Origin of the sequence: Halobacteriovorax vibrionivorans, assembly GCF_003346865.1 — a bacterium.
In the GTDB taxonomy this organism is placed as follows: domain Bacteria; phylum Bdellovibrionota; class Bacteriovoracia; order Bacteriovoracales; family Bacteriovoracaceae; genus Halobacteriovorax_A; species Halobacteriovorax_A vibrionivorans.
In genome coordinates this window covers 847,267-864,341 of the sequence record NZ_QDKL01000001.1, presented here as the reverse complement: position 1 = coordinate 864,341, position 17,075 = coordinate 847,267, and the positions used below count along the sequence as shown (strand labels likewise).

Here is a 17,075-nt window from a genome sequence, read left to right as displayed (position 1 = left end):
CGGTATGAAAAATGGCTGGGATGGCGAGATTCGAACTCGCGACCAATAGATTAACAGTCTACTGCGCTACCGCTGCGCCACATCCCAGCAATCTTAAGTAGTTAATTTTATAATCCTATTTTTTTAAATTGTAAATATTTTCTTTTATGGGAAAATTATTTATCAATGAGTTAAGTGTTTGAAATTATTGTATCTCAATTAAATTTGCTAATTTTTTTTTTTGAAAAGCCGATAAGTTGAGTCAGACTTTGGTGTAAAATATAGGAAATGATGGAACAATCAAACCTTATTAGACATTTACTACGTATCATAACTCCAGAAGAAGTTACTGATTTAACAACCTTCGGTGATATGGATGCAAAGGATACGTTAACTAATCTCTTAATTAGTCATAATCAAGGGCAGGAAATTACTTATACGCCTTCTGGAATGGCCAAGATTATTCCTTTCCCGGGACAAGAGGAAGCTGTTGCAGATCTAACTATTGATGGCCTTGATCAAGGTGAGGTCTTCACTGGACATAGAGTTCATCAATTCATTAATAACTTTATAACTAAGGTAAAATTCGAATCACATAAAGTTCACCCAGGTGCCAAGCCTGTTGAGACTACAACTTTTATCATTAATGAAAAAGAGCGCTTTAAGAATGTTTATACAAAAATAAAAGGGAAGGAAGTTCTCGATTTATATGCAAAAAACTCTGTTGTTGATTTAGAACAAGAACGCAAAAATCGAAGAGACCTTTCACAGAACTCTTCGACCGGCGTTCTTGTAAATAAGAAACATTATTAATCTTCTTTTAATCCTTTAATATTTCCTTTTGCACTAGTTTCTTCAATTTCTAATGTTGCTAGTTGATAAACACAATGATCAACTGTCGAAACAGCGGCAGGTCGATAATTACCAGAGTTTTTAACGCCACCAAAAGGAAGCTTTGAATTTGCTCCAACAGTTGCGCGGTTTAGGTTAACAAGTCCCGCATCAATATTATTAACTGCATGTTGAAATTTTGCAGCATCTTTAGTGAAGACTGAAGCTGCTAGTCCATACTCTGTAGAGTTGGCAATATTGATGGCCTCATCAAAATCGTCATAACTTACAAAGGTACAGTTTGGACCAAAAATTTCATTTGCAAGGAAATGGCTATTTGGAATTAGCTTATCTGCGTAATGAATTGAAGGTGAGACATAGTAACCATTTGTCGCACGCTCTAATTGCTTCCCACGCATAACTTCTTCAAGTCCTTCTCTTTTTGCCATTCCCATAAAGAGTAGGTATTGATCAAGAGAGGCTTGATCGATTAAAGGGCCCATGAAAGGTTCAACTTCATGTTCTGTTGCATGATCAACAATAATCTTCTTTGCCATATCATGAAAGCGACTAATGAATTCATCTTTAATTGAACTATGAATTGCAACGAGACCAGTTGAGGTACAACGTTGACCAGTCGTTAAATACGAGCCTGTTAGAATTTCTTCTAGCGTATAATCAATATCTGCACTTTCTGTGATGATTGAAGTATTTTTTCCACCAAGTTCAAGTGAGACAAGTTTTGATAAGTCTGTGTGAGTTGACTCTAGAATCTTTTGACCAACTTCTTTTGAACCAGTAAAGAAGATACCCTTAACTCTTTTATCTTTGATGATTCTTCTGGCGACTTCACCATCACCTTGAATAAGGTTAACAACACCCATTGGAAACTTTGCTTCTGCAAGACATTCAAACATTAGCTGTGCTGAATAACATGTCTTCTCACTAGGCTTGAAAATAATTGAGTTCCCAGAGATAAGATTCGCTGTGATTTGTCCGTTTGCAAGGTGGCATGGGAAATTGAATGGGCCAATAATAAAGCTTGGGCCAACTGGCTTATAGTAAATATGCGCGTTTGTATTTGGCGCAATGTTTTGCATATCTTTTGTCTGAATACGAGGCAGGGAAGATTCAATCGTTACATTAACTTTTGCAATAAGAGCAGCCGCTTCTGTACGGGCCTCCCATAGAGGCTTTCCTACTTCAAGGGCGATGGCAGTAGCAATTTGTTCTTGCTTACCTTTAAGTGCTTCTTGGTACCTTTTTAATGCTTCAATTCTTTCTTCAATGGAAGTATTGCGCCAAGTTTGAAATCCTTTGTGAGCAGAATCAATTAACTCATCGATATGAGAATAATTTACTTGTAGGTTCCAAAGGATCTTAGAAGTATCACTTGGACACTCTCTTGAAATCGTACGATCTGTTCGCTTATCTACAGTATTATCAAATTGCACAAAGTTATTATTAAAAAATGAGCCTTTTAGTTGATACATAAATATCTCCTTATATTGCCATCACTGTGACGTCTTGACCTTGATCAAGTTTATATTGTGAAATGTTGTCGACAGTAAGTATATCATTATTGAGTTCACCTTTGAGACAGATTACCTCAAAGTTTTCTTCATTTGTCATAACAAGGTAAAGTTTTGGATGATTACAACTTCCTTGCTCTATCTTTGCTTTTTGGATTGTTTGAACAGGCTTAATGTCTTTTAGCTTACAGCGATAGTGTGGACCACCATCAAATGGATCCACTTCATTTGTATACTTAAAACCAATTGATTCAAGCATTCTCTTTACTGGTTCTGTATCAAGTCCAACTTTTCCAACGGCATTTCTCGCTTCAATTGGAAGTAGGGTTTCGTAAATTGTTCCTGAAGGGAAGAGGCTTAGAATGAATTCTTTATTCTTACGACTTAAGATATCGGCATCATGATATTCCATATTTAGAAATCGTCTACCAATTGCTTCCCATAGTGGAGATTTTCCATCGGCATCGAATGGGGGCATTAGTTCAGAGTGAACAGTGTCCTTAAAACGATGAGGATTTAATCCCATATACATGAAACGACAAAATGAAAGAACCTTTCCTAGTTTATTAGGATTGCCTCGATAACTTGGATCAAGGATAAGGCCACCAATTTCTGTAGGCCCATCTGTATCGTAGCCAAGCTTTAGGGTTCCGTGTATGAAACCTGTATTTATTGTTTGGGAAAATTTATTTTCTTGTCCAACTTTCAAATAAAAATGAGGCTCATGTTCATCACCATGACGTGCGTGAATCATAGAGCAGCCGATAACTCTATTTGCCTCAAGGTCTTCTAGCACAAAAATATAATGATCTCGTGAAAGATCAGAACTCATTTGTTTAAAAGAGCGAAGAGAACTATTGATCTTACTTTCGATTAACTCCTTATCATGAGGTAAGTTAATAAAAGTATATAATCCCGAAAGATCATATAAATCTTCTAAGTCTTCTTTTTTAACAGGTCTTATTCGAAACATTTTTTCTTTCCCTAATTTATTTCTTCTAAGATTGTTTTTTCAATTATAGAAATGATGTCATCAATATGCTCATCAGTCATAGCAAGAGGCAGAAGTAGTCTAACTCGCGTTGGTTCTTTACCGGCCATAAAGGCAACGATTCCGTTATTAAATAGAGCCTTAACAAATTTTGAAACGGTTTCAGTTGTTGAGTCACCGACTTCAAAAGCTATCATTGTTCCAATACCACCAACATAAGTCATCTTGTCTTTACAAGAGTTCTTCATTAAGTGAGTAAGCTTTGTGATGAACTTATCTTCTAATTCTTTGATACGTCCATTATCTCCGTAGAAATTACCTTCTGTTAGATACTTAATAAGTTTACTTCCTGTTGAAAGTGCTGAAACAGATCCATTGAAAGTACCTGCAATTAAACCAGGCTTAGGGTTTAATTCTTCACTATAAAGGACACCACAAACTTGTAGGGCCTTTCCTACAGAAACAATATCGACATACTTATCTAGGCCCATTGTTTGGAATGCAAATAATTCTCTTGTTCTACCAAATGTTTGAACTTCATCAATCCAAATATATAAACCTTTCTTCTTGGCCCACTTAAAAATTTCTTCGTAATATTCTTTTGGTCCAAAGATAAACCCACCTTCACCTTGAATAATTTCAAGCATAATTGCACAGTGCTGATTTGGGTGTTTCGCTGTAACTTCCTCAAGTGCCGCTAGTGTATTCTTTAATGAGTCCTCAGGGTTGTTTTGATCAAAATGTGGAACGTGATCAACATCTAAAGACTTAGGCATCCCTTGACGGTAATTAGCATTATGAGTGATATCCTGAGTAGCAACACTTCTACCTGCAAAAGCTTTCTTGAAAGCAATCACACGATAAGCAGGATCTTTCTTTTGCCAAACAAGCTTAAGAGCTAGATCATTTGCAAAACTACCTGAACCTGTAAACCAAAAGTGCTTCAGGTTACTTTCTTTAACTGCACTAAGTAGATTATTTGTTAATTCGATTGCTTGTGGATATGGTTGAAGATTTCCACACATAACTGAGTCACCAAGAGCTGCCTCAAGGTGTGACTTAATATAGATAGGATGTGAGTGACCAAGTAGGTTAGGACCAATACCGCCGATTAAGTCATACTTTACTGAACCGTCAATTAACTCAGTGAATGGCCCGTGTCCGCGTCCAGATGAAACATAGTTAAAGTAGATACCTTTACCTCTTTCTTGATTATAAGCTTTTAAAGTTTCTTCAACTAGATGCTCTTTTCCTTCTTGTGGCCCACGAACTTCCATAAAATTCTTCTGCTCTTTAAGAATTGAAGAGAATAGCTTATCAAATTGATCATTTATTTCATTGTTTCTAACGCCGTATTCCATAACTCACCTCTTTTTTACTTTTTTTATGTGGTAGAATTATCACTCACTTGCAAAGGCTACAAGCCAAATAGATAATAAATTTATGCCAGATACTAACACAGGAAATCCACTAAAAGAATTGGAAGAACTTTATAAAAATAAAGATTATGAAGCTTATAAAGATCTTCTGATTAAAAATAAAAGTCTATTTATCGATGCCCAGTATTTTTATAATTTGGGCACCGCGTACTTGAAATTAGAAGACCTTGGAGCGGCCAGACTTTATCTTGAAAAGTCATATCAGCTAGGTCAGCAAGATAAGCTTGTAACCAATAATATCGACTATATTAAGACTCAATATGACTTAGGTAGTCAGGAGTATAATCTTGTTGCCAAAGGCCTTGATATACCAAGTGTTTATTATACTAGTATTACCTTGGTACTACTTTTGATTGTTTTAGTTTTAAATTGGAGAACTAAAATTCATAAAGGTATTATTTTTATTTTATTTATCGTTTCACTCAGTCCTGCTATTTTCAATAGCATCTATTTGAAAGCAACATATAATAATGCTGTTGTGATGAAAGATACGCAAGTCCATGAAGGACCTTCTGCAATTTTTGAACATAACCAGCAGGCACGTGAAGGACTTAGAGTGATTATCTCTAAGGTGAATGAGGGATGGTCTTTTATTTATTGGCCAAGTAGCGTTAAGGGTTGGGTTAAGTCCGATTCCATTGAAACTTATTAAAGGTAATTTATGACTGAGAAGTATTCTAAAGAAGATCAAATCGATATTAACTTAATAAAGTTTTTGTGGTCGATTAATCCTCTTATTAAAAGCAATAAGGTAACCATCCCATATCTGCTAAGAGAAACTGTTATCTTAAGAAATCTCGGTGAATTTGAATTATTTCAACTTTCAAAATACTTTCACAAAAGAACATATGAAAAAGGTGAGGTTATCTTCAAAGAAGGTGACTTTGGAATTGGCTTCTACATCATTGTCTCTGGTCGTGTTGAACTTTATACAGAGCGAAGTGGAAAGAAGTTTCATGTAACTAATCTTGAAAGAAGGGACTACCTGGGAGAGATTGGTCTACTTGAAGAAGGTCATAAGCGTTCTGTGTCTGCAGTTGCTTCAGAGCCACTTGAGATGCTGGGAATTTTTAAACCTGATCTCGAGCTAATGATTACAGAAAAGCCGGGACTCTCTTCTAAATTCCTCCAAGCAATGAGTGAGCTAGTTGTAAAGAAGTTACATATTCTTGCAAGAGAAATTAGAAAACTTAAGGTTGAGAACTCTGATTTGAATGATGAAGTAAATGCACTAAATGAAGAGAAAGAAAAAAATGACCAGTAATGATCGTCTAAGGGCCATAATTTTTGGATTATTTATCCTCTGTTGCATGGGCCTGTTTTTTCTATTTCCTAGAGTCGCAACGCCTCTTTTAATTTGCTACATTCTAACTCTGATTCTAAATCCAATATTATTATTTATTGAACGTTATCATATAAATCGAAACCTTTCCTCGGCCATCCTTGTTGTCATCTTTCTATTTGCTACAATTTATCCAGTGGTAAAGGTTACTCCAATAATGGTGAGTGAATTAAACAATTTAGAAGTTTATATTCCAAAAGTAGAATATTTCCTAAAAACAAGCTACTCATCTTTGCAGGCATTTGTTGAAGCAAGGTCTGGCTATCGTTTAAGTAATGAGTACCTTTTACAAACCTTGAACTTTGTAAAAGATGAGATCAGTGCTTTTGTTTTGGTACTGCCAAAGTTTCTTGGTACGGCACTGGAATTGTTTTTTATTGTGCCTTTATTTCTCTTTTTTACATTAAGAGATATGAGAACATTCAGAGAGAAGGTCACAAGACTTTTACCTAATAAGTACTTTGAAAAGCTTTATCATCTCTCATTTCAATTTAACCGTCGTATTGGTGATTATATTCTGGCTAAGGTTATTGAGGCCAGTATTTTAGGGATCATAATTTTTGCGGGCCTATTCTTTATGGATATCCGCTTTTCTCTGATCTTTGGAATCCTTGCAGCAGTTACTAATATTATCCCTTATCTAGGCCCATTATTTGGCTCTGTTCCTGCATTAATCTTTATTGCCGCCGAATACGGAATGGGCACAGACTTTGGTGGTGTTTTAATCCTCTATCTTGTTGCCAATGCCATTGATATCGCAATTGTCTTTCCATTACTTGTTTCAAAAATCGTTAACCTCCACCCAGTTGTTGTTGTAGGGAGTGTTATTCTTGGCTCTCAAATGATTGGAATTACGGGAATGATTATTTCAATTCCATTAGCGGCCGCAATTAAGCTATTAATTGATCAAGTTCTTAAAGATGTTTACGAAGAAGGCTATTAGCTTTGACGGGTATTATTGTTAAGTGCTAGAATTTCCCTATATATAGGGGGCCAAGTGCTTAAGTATCTTACATTATTATTTTCTATTCTTGTTTTGACTTCCTGCGCAGTAAATCGACCAAAAGGTAGTACTGAGGCAGAGGTTTTATTTAAAGAGGCCACAAGGCTTAAAGAATCAGAGCGTTATATTATGGCGCTTGAAAAATTAAATACAATTAAATCTCAATATCCATATAGTTACTATGCAACCTCTGCTGAGTTAATGCAGGCAGACATCCTATATTTACAGGAAAACTATGAGGAATCTGCTGCTGCATATCTTTTGTTTAAGGACTTTCATCCAAAACATCCAAGAATGGATTATGTAACTTTTAAGATTGCAGAAGCCTACTATAAACAGAAGCCATCAACATTTGATCGCGATCTTACTGCCGCTAAACAGGCCATTAAATATTTTAATGAACTAAGAAGTTTATATCCCAATTCAAAGTATCTAAAAGATGCTAAGGATAAAATTGATGAATGTTATAAGATGCTAAAAGATAAAGAGCTATACATTGCCAACTTCTATTATAAAACGGAAGACTTTCAATCAGCGGCTTTTCGCTATAAGAATTTATTGAATCGATTCAATGATGATAAAGTTAAAAAACTTGCCAGTGATCGTTTGGTAACAATTGGTTTAAAAAGTGCAAGGCCAGAGCTTTGTGAGTTAGTTTTTAAAAATTATCGCTACTTATATAAAGATGGTGATCTTTCTAACTTAAAAAGTGATGTAAAAGAGTGCTTAAGATAGGGGACGCCAATTATGATGAAGTCATTTGAACAAGAGAAATTATCTAAGAAGGCCAAGGTTGCTTTTGATAATCGTGAATTTAATAAAGCGATATCAATTTATAATGAACTCTTAGATATTGATCCAAAAGATGCTGATGCTCTTTTTTCAATTGCTAATATTTTTCATTTAACGGGTGAGATCTCTAAGGCCATTAAAGCTTTCAAAAAAGTTTTAGAAGTAAGGCCAGATCACACAGATGCAGCTGTTAGCTTATCGGTTCTCTATAATGATATTGGACAATATGAAGAAGCAAGTAAGATCTTTCAGGTTGCTTCACAAAAGGTTAAGGTTAACTCTAAGAGCTCTGAGCTTAATGATAATCATATTGATCGTAAATTTGCGATTAAGCACTATGAGTTAGCTGATTTATATCTAACATATAATCGTTTTGATGAAGCTCTATTTGAATACGGAAAAGTATTAAAGCTTGATCCAGAAAATTTAGAAGCCAGAGTAAAGATTGCAAAAGTCTATGCTAAGAAAGGCTTTGTTAATAAGTCATTTGAAGAACTTTCAAAGCTTAAGAATGAAAGACCTGACTATCTTCCAGGTCGTATTGCTCTTGGTGTTCTACACTATGGAAAAGGTGATGTTTTAAATGCTACTTCTGAATGGGAAAAAGTTGTATCTGTTGATCCTCTTAATAATGAAGCACAAATGTATTTAAACTTTGCTAAGAATGCTACAGAAACTACTTTATAAGAAATAAAAAAGAAATTTTAAAATAAAAAAGCACCATATACATGGTGCTTTTTTTATATATAAATTTGGAAAATTTAAATTAAGCTTCTGCTGTACGTTCTGTATTTGTTGTTTCACTTTGCTCAACAACAGTTGGCTCATTTGAAACATTAACATTTGTACGAACAGAATCATCAGAATGAAAATTAACAATCGACTTCTTCAGGGCCGCATACATTTCAAATTTTACTTCTAGTTTATTATCTTGAAGTACAATCTGACGTGCTTTGTGAGTGTCGTTATTAATAATGATTGGTGCCTTTAAGTTAGCCGACATAAGCGTTACATCCGAAGGAATTGTTAGGATTGTATAAACGCTTGCGTTTGTGAGGTTCTCTAGCTTAAGGCTATTTAATTCAGCTGGTAATAGGCTGATAGAATAATCTTCTTTAAAGATTTTTGGTTCAATGATTGGGAAAGCTGTTGCTCCATCATCTACTGATTGTAGCCAAAGAATAAGTGTTTGATCACCTGGATCAACAACAAAGAATTCTTTAAGGTTTTCAAACCCAAGAATACCTTCATCAAATTTGATGATATCTTTTTTATTAACTTCTAATTCCCCAAATCGTGTTGTGCTTACTTTCACTGTGTCGTTCCTCCGAATTCAAGTTTCAGAACTTGATAACAGATTTTAACAGTCGTAGGGGCAAAAGAGCAAGCGGAATTTATTTCTTGTTGCGCAGGGCGTCTGCGAGATCGTTAAGACTATCTGGTCCAGCCTGAGAAGCTTCATAATTTTGCTCTTGAATGGCCTTGTAGACCTCTTCTCGGTGAATTTTTGTTTCCTTCGGGGCCTTGATTCCAAGACGAACTTGTTTACCTTTAATTTGTACGACAACGATCTTAATATGATCGTCTATAGCAATACTTTCCCCTAGCTTCCTTGTTAAAACCAGCATTTCACATCCTCAATTTTGAACCTTCCTGATTCATCAGGTAGAGTTCATATATTATTCAAAACTTTAAAAATCAAGTAAAAAATCAACTAAATAAAAAAAAAGTAGCAGCAGCGTGTTATCGCAGAAAGTCTAAGAGGTTTCTATTTAAGAGCCCCTCGGATGTTTTATATGCTGTTTTTAAGATCTCTTGTTGACGCGTGATGTCTGAGAATAATTCAGTTACATCTGCATCGACGAGCTTACTCTTTCTTTCCATATTGCTAATATCGTTTGCTTCAATTGTGTTCACATTACTCATAACTGAACTTGAAACAGAACCAACTCTTGTTCTTAAAGTTACAAGACGTGTAATGGCCGTATCAAATTTTTCAAGTAAGTTTTGAATTTGCTTTGGATCATTATTTTCTAATGAAATGGCAAGGGAGTCGAGTAGTCCAAATATATTGGCCGTCTCAGTATATTTACCAGCATCTTCACCAACTGATGCGATGTCACGATTATTTGCTTCAACTGATTCAATTTCTCTATTTTTATTTCTATCTTTTCCTGCGGCCATTTCAGGAAACTTCTCAAGAGGATGTTTTACTTTAGAGTCTGATTCAGACTCGGCCATAAAAACTTCTTTCCCATGAAGATTAACCTGAACAAAGAAGTCTTTTCCAACTTCTAACGTTGTGTGACCTGTATCACCAAGATATTTACCATTTTCATCAAACGGAGCTTGCAGTGTCTTATATCCTGAAAAGATATAGCGTTGACCAACTCGCTTATTGGCGATGGATAATGCAAGATTACGTAATTGGTGTACTTCGTTTGCAACATTTCGTCTTACATCGGCATTATAAATATCTGATGATTGAGCGATTGCAATTTCTTTTGCCTTATTAACAACATCAGTTAAATTCTCTAATGCTTTTTCTGTAATATTTAATTGGAGTATTGCAAAGTCTGCATTTCTTTTAAATTGAGCATTATCATTTGTAACACTTGATATTTGTAATGCTTCAATATTTGCAGCTGGATTGTCTGATGGCTTACGCATGCTTTTAAGAGTTGTCCCCTTCATTTGAAGGTCTTCCATCTTAGACTTATGCTTATTAAGCGTATGCCTAATTGATAAAGTCGTTGAATTTTCAGACACTCTTGTCATTACTTATATTCCTAATTACTGCTTAATTGATAAAACAGTATCAAACATTTCATTTGCAGTTTGCATTACTTTAGCTGCTGCTTCGTAAGCGTGCTGATACTTGATCATATTTGCCGCTTCTTCATCAATTGAAACACCACTGATTCTTTCTCGAATAGAGTTTGCCTGTGCAAGTAAGCCTTCCGATTGTTCAGCGTCTAGCTTTGCTTTTCCTGTTTCTAAACCGACATTCCCGACAGTCTTTAGGTAGTCCTCTTCAATCGTTGCTGTACCGTCTCCCATAAGTCTTTCGTGTTGAAGCTTAGAGATAGCAATTGCGACACGGTTATCCCCGGGACTATTTGGAGAAAGTGCCGTTGCAATATTTGAAACGTCAGACTTAATGGCATCACTTAAATCAAGTCTAAGCGCCGCACCTTCAATCTGAGTTGGCTCCTTAAAGAAATTTAATCCAGTTGTCGGCCCTTTAGAATCAACTGTAACCGGATTTCCTTGGGCATCAGTTTGAATCTCTCGATTAACAAATCCTCTTCTGTGAATTGCATTAACATAATTCATAAATTCAAAAGCTGTTTGATCGAGTTTTTCTCTTAGTGCTTTAATATCGTGGTTTCTTACCTTGATGACTGCACCAAGTGATCCACCTTTAAATTTTTCAGTAATTTGTTGACCAGATCTTGAAGCCCAAAAAACTTCAACAGAACCATCTTGACCACTTGTTGAGTCTTCTTTTCCAAAGACGTATGTTCCAAGTGTTTGAGTTTGGGCAGCTGTTACGAGTGTCCCAACTCCTGGTGCTTGAACGTTATAATTTCCACGTTCATCTTCATAAGTATGGATCTTAACAATTTTAGATAGTTCTTTAATTGCAAGATCTCGTTGATCTCGCATATCTCCGGTTTCGTCACCATTTGCTTCTAGTTCACGAATCTTACGATTTAGCTGACCAATTGTTTCAATATGCTGATTAGCATCTTTGATATTTAAAGAAATTTTGTCATCGATACTTCTCGAGATTTCGTCGAGAGTTTCAGCAATTCGACGAAAGTCTTTAACAATAAGTTGTGCCTTATCGCGAACAACAGATCGTACCGTTTCATTTTCTGGTTGATTTGCAAGATCTCTAAATGAGTTGAAGAAGTTGTTTAAGATCTGATTCAGACCTTGATTATCGATTTCATTGAAGATGTCTTCGATACGACCCATTTGTTGGGATCTATTATCGTAATAAGACTTGTCAGTATTTGCGTCTCTTAATTTCTTTTCAACAAATTTATCATGGACACGATTGATATCTCTAATGCGAGTACCACTACCTGTTACAAGTCCATCCTTAATTAGTGGAGTATTTGCTTGTTGATGCACGCGTTGACGTGAATACCCTTCAGTATTCGCATTTGAAATATTGTGAGACGTAACTTCAAGAGCTTTCTTTGAAGCTGATAGTCCCGTATTCCCAATGTTTAAAAGGCGTGATGACAAATTTTCTCCGTGCTATGGATTGCGCCCAAGAGATCTCTCCTGAGTCATTCCTTTTGCATTATATGTAGATACAGTTTTTGTACCCATGGCACTTTCCCTGATCTCGCGAAGAGAGCTGAGTGCTTTATTAATAAATAATTGATTCTTCTTATTTTGCGCCTGAATCTTTTCAATAATATCAACGAGTAGAGCATTAAAACGATAGAGATGCTTTCCTTCTTTTTCCGCTTCAAACTTTGCAAAGAAGTCGAGTAGGTCATTGATAGAGTTTACTTCAAGCTCTTTGTAATCTTTTTTTATCGTTGCAAGAATATCATTGCGTAAGTACTCGTTCTTTTCTATTTCAGAAACGATTAATGCTTTTTGAGCAACTTTCTCTTCTAATTTTTCTAGATCGCTTTCAAGTAATAATGCATACTCATCACATGTAAGGTCGAAAAGCTTATAGTGAAGCTCACATTGCGACTTCCAAATATCTGTAATTTGAAAATAATATTTTGCAAGTTGTGTTTTCATTAGACTCCAAATTCCTCACCGAGTATTTTGTCGGCCATTTTTTCATAGTCCATTTTATAAGTTCCACCTTGAATCTGTGCCTTTAGGGCTGCGATCTTGGCGCTATTATCCATTTCTGGAGCCGCATCGACGGCTTTTTTAATTTGTGCAAAGTCCTTTACAGCTTCTGGAATCGTTACCTTAGCATCACGACTTGTTTGGTTGTCGATATATGCCTTTTGAGCTGTTGAATTCCTTTTAATTGGAGATTGTTTCTGAACATCCTGAGCTCGCTCATTTTGAGTTCTTGAGTTTGGGAAGAAACTAGATCTCGTATTCTGTACACTACTCATACTTTACTCCAATTTGGTTTTTGCGCTTTATTGCGACTTCCTGTGAGGGTTGAGTTGGCCCTTCATCCATTTTAATATTGTGTTGTGCGTACTTATTCTTATTGTCCAAATAGTTTTGATAATTTTGAGAATTCCTCATGTGTTTAGGATAAATCTCATTCAAAATTAATTTCTGTATTTGGCTATCCTCATTCACAAGTGCTTTGGCCCTTTCGCTAGTTAATAGTCCTTTGTAGAAATTTCCAGCTGTACCTTGAACGCCTGCGTTTAGGTTCTTTGTCATTTCTTTAACCATTAACTCGTTAAACTGTGCTTCTAGCCCTTGTGCTGCACTTTTGATCTCTTCGGGAATGTACTTTTCAGATTCTTCAGGACGAATAGAATTAGATGCATTATTCATTGCATTTCTATTTTGAATTTGAGGTCGATGAATTTTTACTTCATTCATATAACTCATCCTGAGTTTCTGGCCATTCAATCCTCGAAAAGCCCATTAACATTAATTATTTTAACATTTTTTTAAGGTTTTTTATACCGGGCCTTAAAAAATGGTAAAAAATGCTATTTGACATGCAAACTTAAATTAACTCAATTTCTCCAATTAGAGCACCATTTCGCTTAAGTGCTTGAAATATCGAAATAAGGTCTTCCGGTGTTGCACCAAGAGCATTTAAGCTCTTCACTAATTCATTAAGCGTTGTGGACTTATCCACAAATTTTACATTTTCAGGCGTGCCTTCTTTATCCTGGTTATTTACTTGGATATTTAGCCCGCCGTGTGAGATCGCTACAGGTTTTACAGCAATATCTCCGCCGGCAACAATTGTACCAGTGCGTTCATTGATGATGATTTTTGCAATGCGATCAGTGTGAACTCGAAAATTCTCAATGATTGCTAGAAGCTGAACTATTTTTCTCTGATACTGAATAGGGATGATGATATCCACAGTATTTGAGTCTTTTGCTATTGCATATTTTCCACCAAGTTCTTGGTTGATTGTTTTTTCAATTCGAGCAGCTGTCGTAAAGTCTGGGTTTTTTAGAGCAAGACGTAATGACTTCTTTTTGTCGAAATTTAACTTCAGTTCACGCTCTACTGTGGCACCGTGTGGAATTAGGCCAGTTGTTGCAAACTTCTTTCCCTTATCAAGGCCACCGATAGAGATCGGGCCATTTGCTACAGCGTAAACATTTCCATCACCACCTTTTAGTGGAGTGATTAAAAGAGTCCCCCCAGCTAGTGATGAAGCATCTCCAATTGAAGAGATCGTTACATCTATTTTTTGACCGACACGGCTAAATGATGGCAATTGCGCTGTTACAATAACTGCTGCGACATTTTTTGAGCTGATTTCATTTTGTGGATTCAGTCCAAGCTTTTGAAACATACGCTTTAGTGATGTATTAGTAATTTCTCCACCACCATCTCCAGTTCCATTTAGACCGACAACAAGTCCGTACCCAACGATAGGGTTTTTACGAACACCCTTCACATCGACAAGGTCCTTTAATCGACTCATCTTTGCATCGACATGCGTTCCAAATGAAAGAAGAATTAATCCAAAAATTAGCTTTTTAAACATTTATTACCTCAATACTGTAACAGAGCTTTCTAAGAACTTTGTCGAATTTACAGTGTCATCTTCATTAATATCTTTACGAGAGATGAGTGCCTGTAGCTCAATTAAGTGTTTACGATTTTTAAATAATACATTTTTCTGACCACGTACTAATAGGTGATCACGACTGATTTCTTCTACAATAACCCCAGAGATCTTATCGTGAATCTTGCTGTCTGCGCTTTTGTCTTCATCATCGCCAGCACCTTCAGCGGCAGCTTGTTGTTGTCCAGCCTGTTGTTCACCTTCTTTATTCGGTGTTGCGCCAAGTTTAGGAATTGGTGGAAAAGCACGTTTTAATTCCATTGTAATTTCATTTTTTAAACGTGTTTGAACATTAACTAAAATAATGTCTCCATTTCTTTTCCATTTATTTTTTGTGAAAAGGTAATTCTCGTTACCGTCACCGGCCCAAAGGCTTCCATCATTTCTATTGTCATAAAAATTACTTGCAGTAACTCGAGGACTTACTGTTTTAGAATATTGTCTTTTAACCTGGGGTTGTACATTTGCTCGAGTCGTTGAAGTAAGACTTCTTCTGTCTTGTGGTGCATCTGCACTTCTTCTCGATCTGCGATATTGGTCAAATTTACTATCTGCATTTGCACGACGTTGTTGCTCTACCTGTCTTCTTTGTGGCCCATCAAGTTCTGTGTACATTTTACTGATGTAGTTAGCACATGAAGTAGTCATCAATGAAAAAACTAATAATAAATACAATCTCATAATTCAACCTTTACTTCGTTGAGACCGACGACCTTTGCTGTATACACTTTGTTGGTTTTCACATTTTTAACTTTAATAAAGTCTTCTAGCTTACCAACAGATAATGGCGTACCTGTCCCTGATAATTTAATTCCGTTATTTATAAGTGTGACTTTAACTGGCACACCAAAAGATACTAAGTTTATTGGAGTGAGGTCTCTCTTTTTAATTACTTCACCCGGAGAGATCACTTTATTTGATTTATAAAATGGAATCTCTTCGATGTTTTTAAAAACTGCTTTTTCATCTGTTGTATAAATTGTTTTCTTCTTTACATTGTTTTTATCAATAGACTTGTAACTTAAGTTTATCTCATTAGTTGCAACAACAGCTTTTACAGGTTTCTTTACTTCTATATCTAGCCATTTTATTTTGTTGTCATATGTGATTTTAACTTTATTCCTTCCGAGCTTTTTACATTGATTACATGCAAACTCTAATGAAGTTAGTCGATCTACAGAAATAGATTCGAGAGGTTTTCTTGAGTGGAATTCTACTTTCCAGTTATGAGGTATCGAAAATTGATTTTTTATACTGTCTTCAAGACTTACAAAAACCGTTTCTTTAGTCATTAATTGAATCTGATTTTGCGCTAGCTCACGACTATGATGAAGGTTTAAGTTTCCAGTCACTTCTTGAAGGATTTCATTTAAGATTTCAATCTGACTGCGGTTACAACCTTGTTGAGTGAATGTCACTCTTGCGTTGTTTACACGATATACTTTATCAGCAAATGATACTTTACAAGCACTTGTCATCGAGCTTGTTAATGAAGTGAATAAGAATGGTATAATTAATTTTTTAATCATCTTTTCGTATTAACCTTATTACCTTGTGATGTTATTAACTGTTTGTAGCATTTGGTCAGCAACACCCATTACTTTAGAGTTCATTTCATATGCTCTTTGTGCCTTGATTAGATCAGTCATCTCATTCATAAGACTAACATTTGCCATCTCTAGGGCACCTTGTTGTAGTGATCCTGTATTGTTTACGCCTGCAATTCCTTGGATCGGTTGTCCACTGGCCGTTGTTTGGCGATAAAGGTTATTTCCGTCAGAGTGTAGTCCCGGATTATTTACGAATGTAAAAACTGGAATTTGTCCTACGTTTTGTGGTTCAACTTGTCCTGTAAAGTAGGCTTCACATGTTCCGTCATTTCCAATGCTGACGCTTGCAACACCTGGAGGAAATGTTATTCCAGGAAATACTTGATAGCCTTCTTTTGTAACTAGTTGTCCTTGAGCATTTACATTAAAAGCACCATCTCTAGTAAAACGAAGTTCTCCATTTGGTTTAATAATGCCGAAAAAGCCATCACCATTGATCATAAGATCAAATGGGTTATTTGTTACTTTAGGAGCACCAGCAGAAAATACTTTTCTTACTCCACTGATCTTAGAGCCAGAACCAACTTGTACACCAATAGTGTAGTTAGAATTAGCATCTGATCTCGATCCAGCTTCCTTGATCGTTTCATACATAAGCTCTTGAGATTCAGCTCTTTGTTTCTTATAGCCAATTGTATTTAGGTTTGCCACGTTGTTAGATATCGTATTAACGTGCATCTCTTGTGTGGCCATACCTGTTGCTGAAATATCGAGTGCCTTCATCATTCCAAATGAGTAACGGGCCATGAATAGAAATGTAATAAATAGTATAAAGTTCTTCATA

20 protein-coding genes and 1 tRNA gene are annotated in these 17,075 nt (G+C 35.8%); 6 read left to right on the top strand and 15 right to left on the bottom strand.

What is annotated here, in order from left to right; all coding sequences use genetic code 11:
• Positions 1-12: 12 nt before the first annotated feature.
• Positions 13-87: transfer RNA gene (locus DAY19_RS04230), tRNA-Asn, on the bottom strand.
• Between the two features lie 180 nt (positions 88-267).
• Between DAY19_RS04230 and DAY19_RS04225 the strand changes: the two genes are divergently transcribed.
• Positions 268-792 carry a hypothetical protein gene (locus DAY19_RS04225; protein ID WP_133296879.1) on the top strand — a complete coding sequence of 175 codons (525 nt, stop codon included), beginning with the start codon at positions 268-270 and terminating at the stop codon, positions 790-792.
• On the opposite strand, the gene DAY19_RS04220 is transcribed toward DAY19_RS04225, so the two are convergent.
• From DAY19_RS04220 to DAY19_RS04210, 3 genes are read right to left on the bottom strand one after another with little or no spacing between them, the layout of a single operon-like run.
• Entirely contained in the window at positions 789-2,303 is a 1,515-nt protein-coding gene (locus DAY19_RS04220; protein ID WP_114705925.1) for an aldehyde dehydrogenase family protein, read from the bottom strand. The two genes, DAY19_RS04225 and DAY19_RS04220, sit on opposite strands and share 4 nt — an antisense overlap.
• Before the next feature lie 10 nt (positions 2,304-2,313).
• Positions 2,314-3,315 carry an arginine N-succinyltransferase gene (locus DAY19_RS04215; protein WP_114705924.1) on the bottom strand — a complete coding sequence of 334 codons (1,002 nt, stop codon included), beginning with the start codon at positions 3,313-3,315 and terminating at the stop codon, positions 2,314-2,316.
• A gap of 11 nt (positions 3,316-3,326) precedes the next feature.
• Positions 3,327-4,694 (bottom strand): aminotransferase class III-fold pyridoxal phosphate-dependent enzyme, encoded by a 1,368-nt coding sequence (locus DAY19_RS04210; RefSeq protein WP_114705923.1) that lies wholly within the window; start codon positions 4,692-4,694, stop codon positions 3,327-3,329.
• 82 nt (positions 4,695-4,776) lie between these two features.
• Here DAY19_RS04210 and DAY19_RS04205 point away from each other — a divergent pair, with 82 nt between their 5' ends.
• The 5 genes from DAY19_RS04205 to DAY19_RS04185 are packed head-to-tail and all read left to right on the top strand — an operon-like array spanning position 4,777 to position 8,596.
• On the top strand, positions 4,777-5,424 hold the full coding sequence (locus tag DAY19_RS04205; protein WP_114705922.1) for a tetratricopeptide repeat protein: 648 nt from the start codon (positions 4,777-4,779) through the stop codon (positions 5,422-5,424).
• A gap of 9 nt (positions 5,425-5,433) precedes the next feature.
• Positions 5,434-6,036: a cyclic nucleotide-binding domain-containing protein gene (locus tag DAY19_RS04200; protein WP_114705921.1), complete on the top strand. Its 603-nt coding sequence runs from the start codon at positions 5,434-5,436 to the stop codon at positions 6,034-6,036.
• Entirely contained in the window at positions 6,008-7,057 is a 1,050-nt protein-coding gene (locus DAY19_RS04195) for an AI-2E family transporter (RefSeq protein ID WP_114705920.1), read from the top strand. Before DAY19_RS04200 ends, DAY19_RS04195 begins: the two co-directional genes overlap by 29 nt.
• Positions 7,058-7,111: 54 nt before the next feature.
• Positions 7,112-7,852, top strand: coding sequence for an outer membrane protein assembly factor BamD (locus DAY19_RS04190; RefSeq protein ID WP_158536779.1), 741 nt, complete (start codon positions 7,112-7,114; stop codon positions 7,850-7,852).
• Between the two features lie 12 nt (positions 7,853-7,864).
• Positions 7,865-8,596 (top strand): tetratricopeptide repeat protein, encoded by a 732-nt coding sequence (locus DAY19_RS04185; RefSeq protein ID WP_114705918.1) that lies wholly within the window; start codon positions 7,865-7,867, stop codon positions 8,594-8,596.
• Positions 8,597-8,675: 79 nt separating this feature from the next.
• Here DAY19_RS04185 and fliW read toward each other — a convergent pair whose 3' ends face one another.
• The 11 genes from fliW to flgG all read right to left on the bottom strand — a co-directional run bounded on the left by fliW (position 8,676) and on the right by flgG (position 17,074).
• Positions 8,676-9,224 carry a flagellar assembly protein FliW gene (gene fliW / locus DAY19_RS04180; RefSeq protein WP_158536778.1) on the bottom strand — a complete coding sequence of 183 codons (549 nt, stop codon included), beginning with the start codon at positions 9,222-9,224 and terminating at the stop codon, positions 8,676-8,678.
• A 79-nt stretch (positions 9,225-9,303) separates the two neighbouring features.
• Positions 9,304-9,537, bottom strand: coding sequence for a carbon storage regulator CsrA (gene csrA, locus DAY19_RS04175; RefSeq protein WP_114705916.1), 234 nt, complete (start codon positions 9,535-9,537; stop codon positions 9,304-9,306).
• 115 nt (positions 9,538-9,652) lie between these two features.
• On the bottom strand, positions 9,653-10,687 hold the full coding sequence (gene flgL, locus DAY19_RS04170) for a flagellar hook-associated protein FlgL (RefSeq protein WP_114705915.1): 1,035 nt from the start codon (positions 10,685-10,687) through the stop codon (positions 9,653-9,655).
• A 15-nt stretch (positions 10,688-10,702) separates the two neighbouring features.
• Positions 10,703-12,169 (bottom strand): flagellar hook-associated protein FlgK, encoded by a 1,467-nt coding sequence (gene flgK / locus DAY19_RS04165; RefSeq protein WP_114705914.1) that lies wholly within the window; start codon positions 12,167-12,169, stop codon positions 10,703-10,705.
• Positions 12,170-12,181: 12 nt separating this feature from the next.
• Entirely contained in the window at positions 12,182-12,685 is a 504-nt protein-coding gene (gene flgN / locus DAY19_RS04160) for a flagellar export chaperone FlgN (protein WP_114705913.1), read from the bottom strand.
• On the bottom strand, positions 12,685-13,017 hold the full coding sequence (gene flgM / locus DAY19_RS04155; RefSeq protein ID WP_114705912.1) for a flagellar biosynthesis anti-sigma factor FlgM: 333 nt from the start codon (positions 13,015-13,017) through the stop codon (positions 12,685-12,687). The genes flgN and flgM overlap by 1 nt, the downstream gene beginning before the upstream one ends.
• Positions 13,010-13,465, bottom strand: a complete 456-nt coding sequence (locus tag DAY19_RS04150) for a hypothetical protein (RefSeq protein WP_114705911.1) — start codon at positions 13,463-13,465, stop codon at positions 13,010-13,012. The genes flgM and DAY19_RS04150 overlap by 8 nt, the downstream gene beginning before the upstream one ends.
• Before the next feature lie 130 nt (positions 13,466-13,595).
• Entirely contained in the window at positions 13,596-14,600 is a 1,005-nt protein-coding gene (locus tag DAY19_RS04145) for a flagellar basal body P-ring protein FlgI (RefSeq protein WP_114705910.1), read from the bottom strand.
• Between the two features lie 3 nt (positions 14,601-14,603).
• Positions 14,604-15,362: a flagellar basal body L-ring protein FlgH gene (locus tag DAY19_RS04140; RefSeq protein WP_114705909.1), complete on the bottom strand. Its 759-nt coding sequence runs from the start codon at positions 15,360-15,362 to the stop codon at positions 14,604-14,606.
• Positions 15,359-16,210, bottom strand: coding sequence for a flagellar basal body P-ring formation chaperone FlgA (gene flgA / locus DAY19_RS04135; RefSeq protein WP_114705908.1), 852 nt, complete (start codon positions 16,208-16,210; stop codon positions 15,359-15,361). The genes DAY19_RS04140 and flgA overlap by 4 nt, the downstream gene beginning before the upstream one ends.
• Before the next feature lie 18 nt (positions 16,211-16,228).
• Positions 16,229-17,074 carry a flagellar basal-body rod protein FlgG gene (gene flgG / locus DAY19_RS04130; protein WP_233500235.1) on the bottom strand — a complete coding sequence of 282 codons (846 nt, stop codon included), beginning with the start codon at positions 17,072-17,074 and terminating at the stop codon, positions 16,229-16,231.
• Position 17,075: the final 1 nt, after the last annotated feature.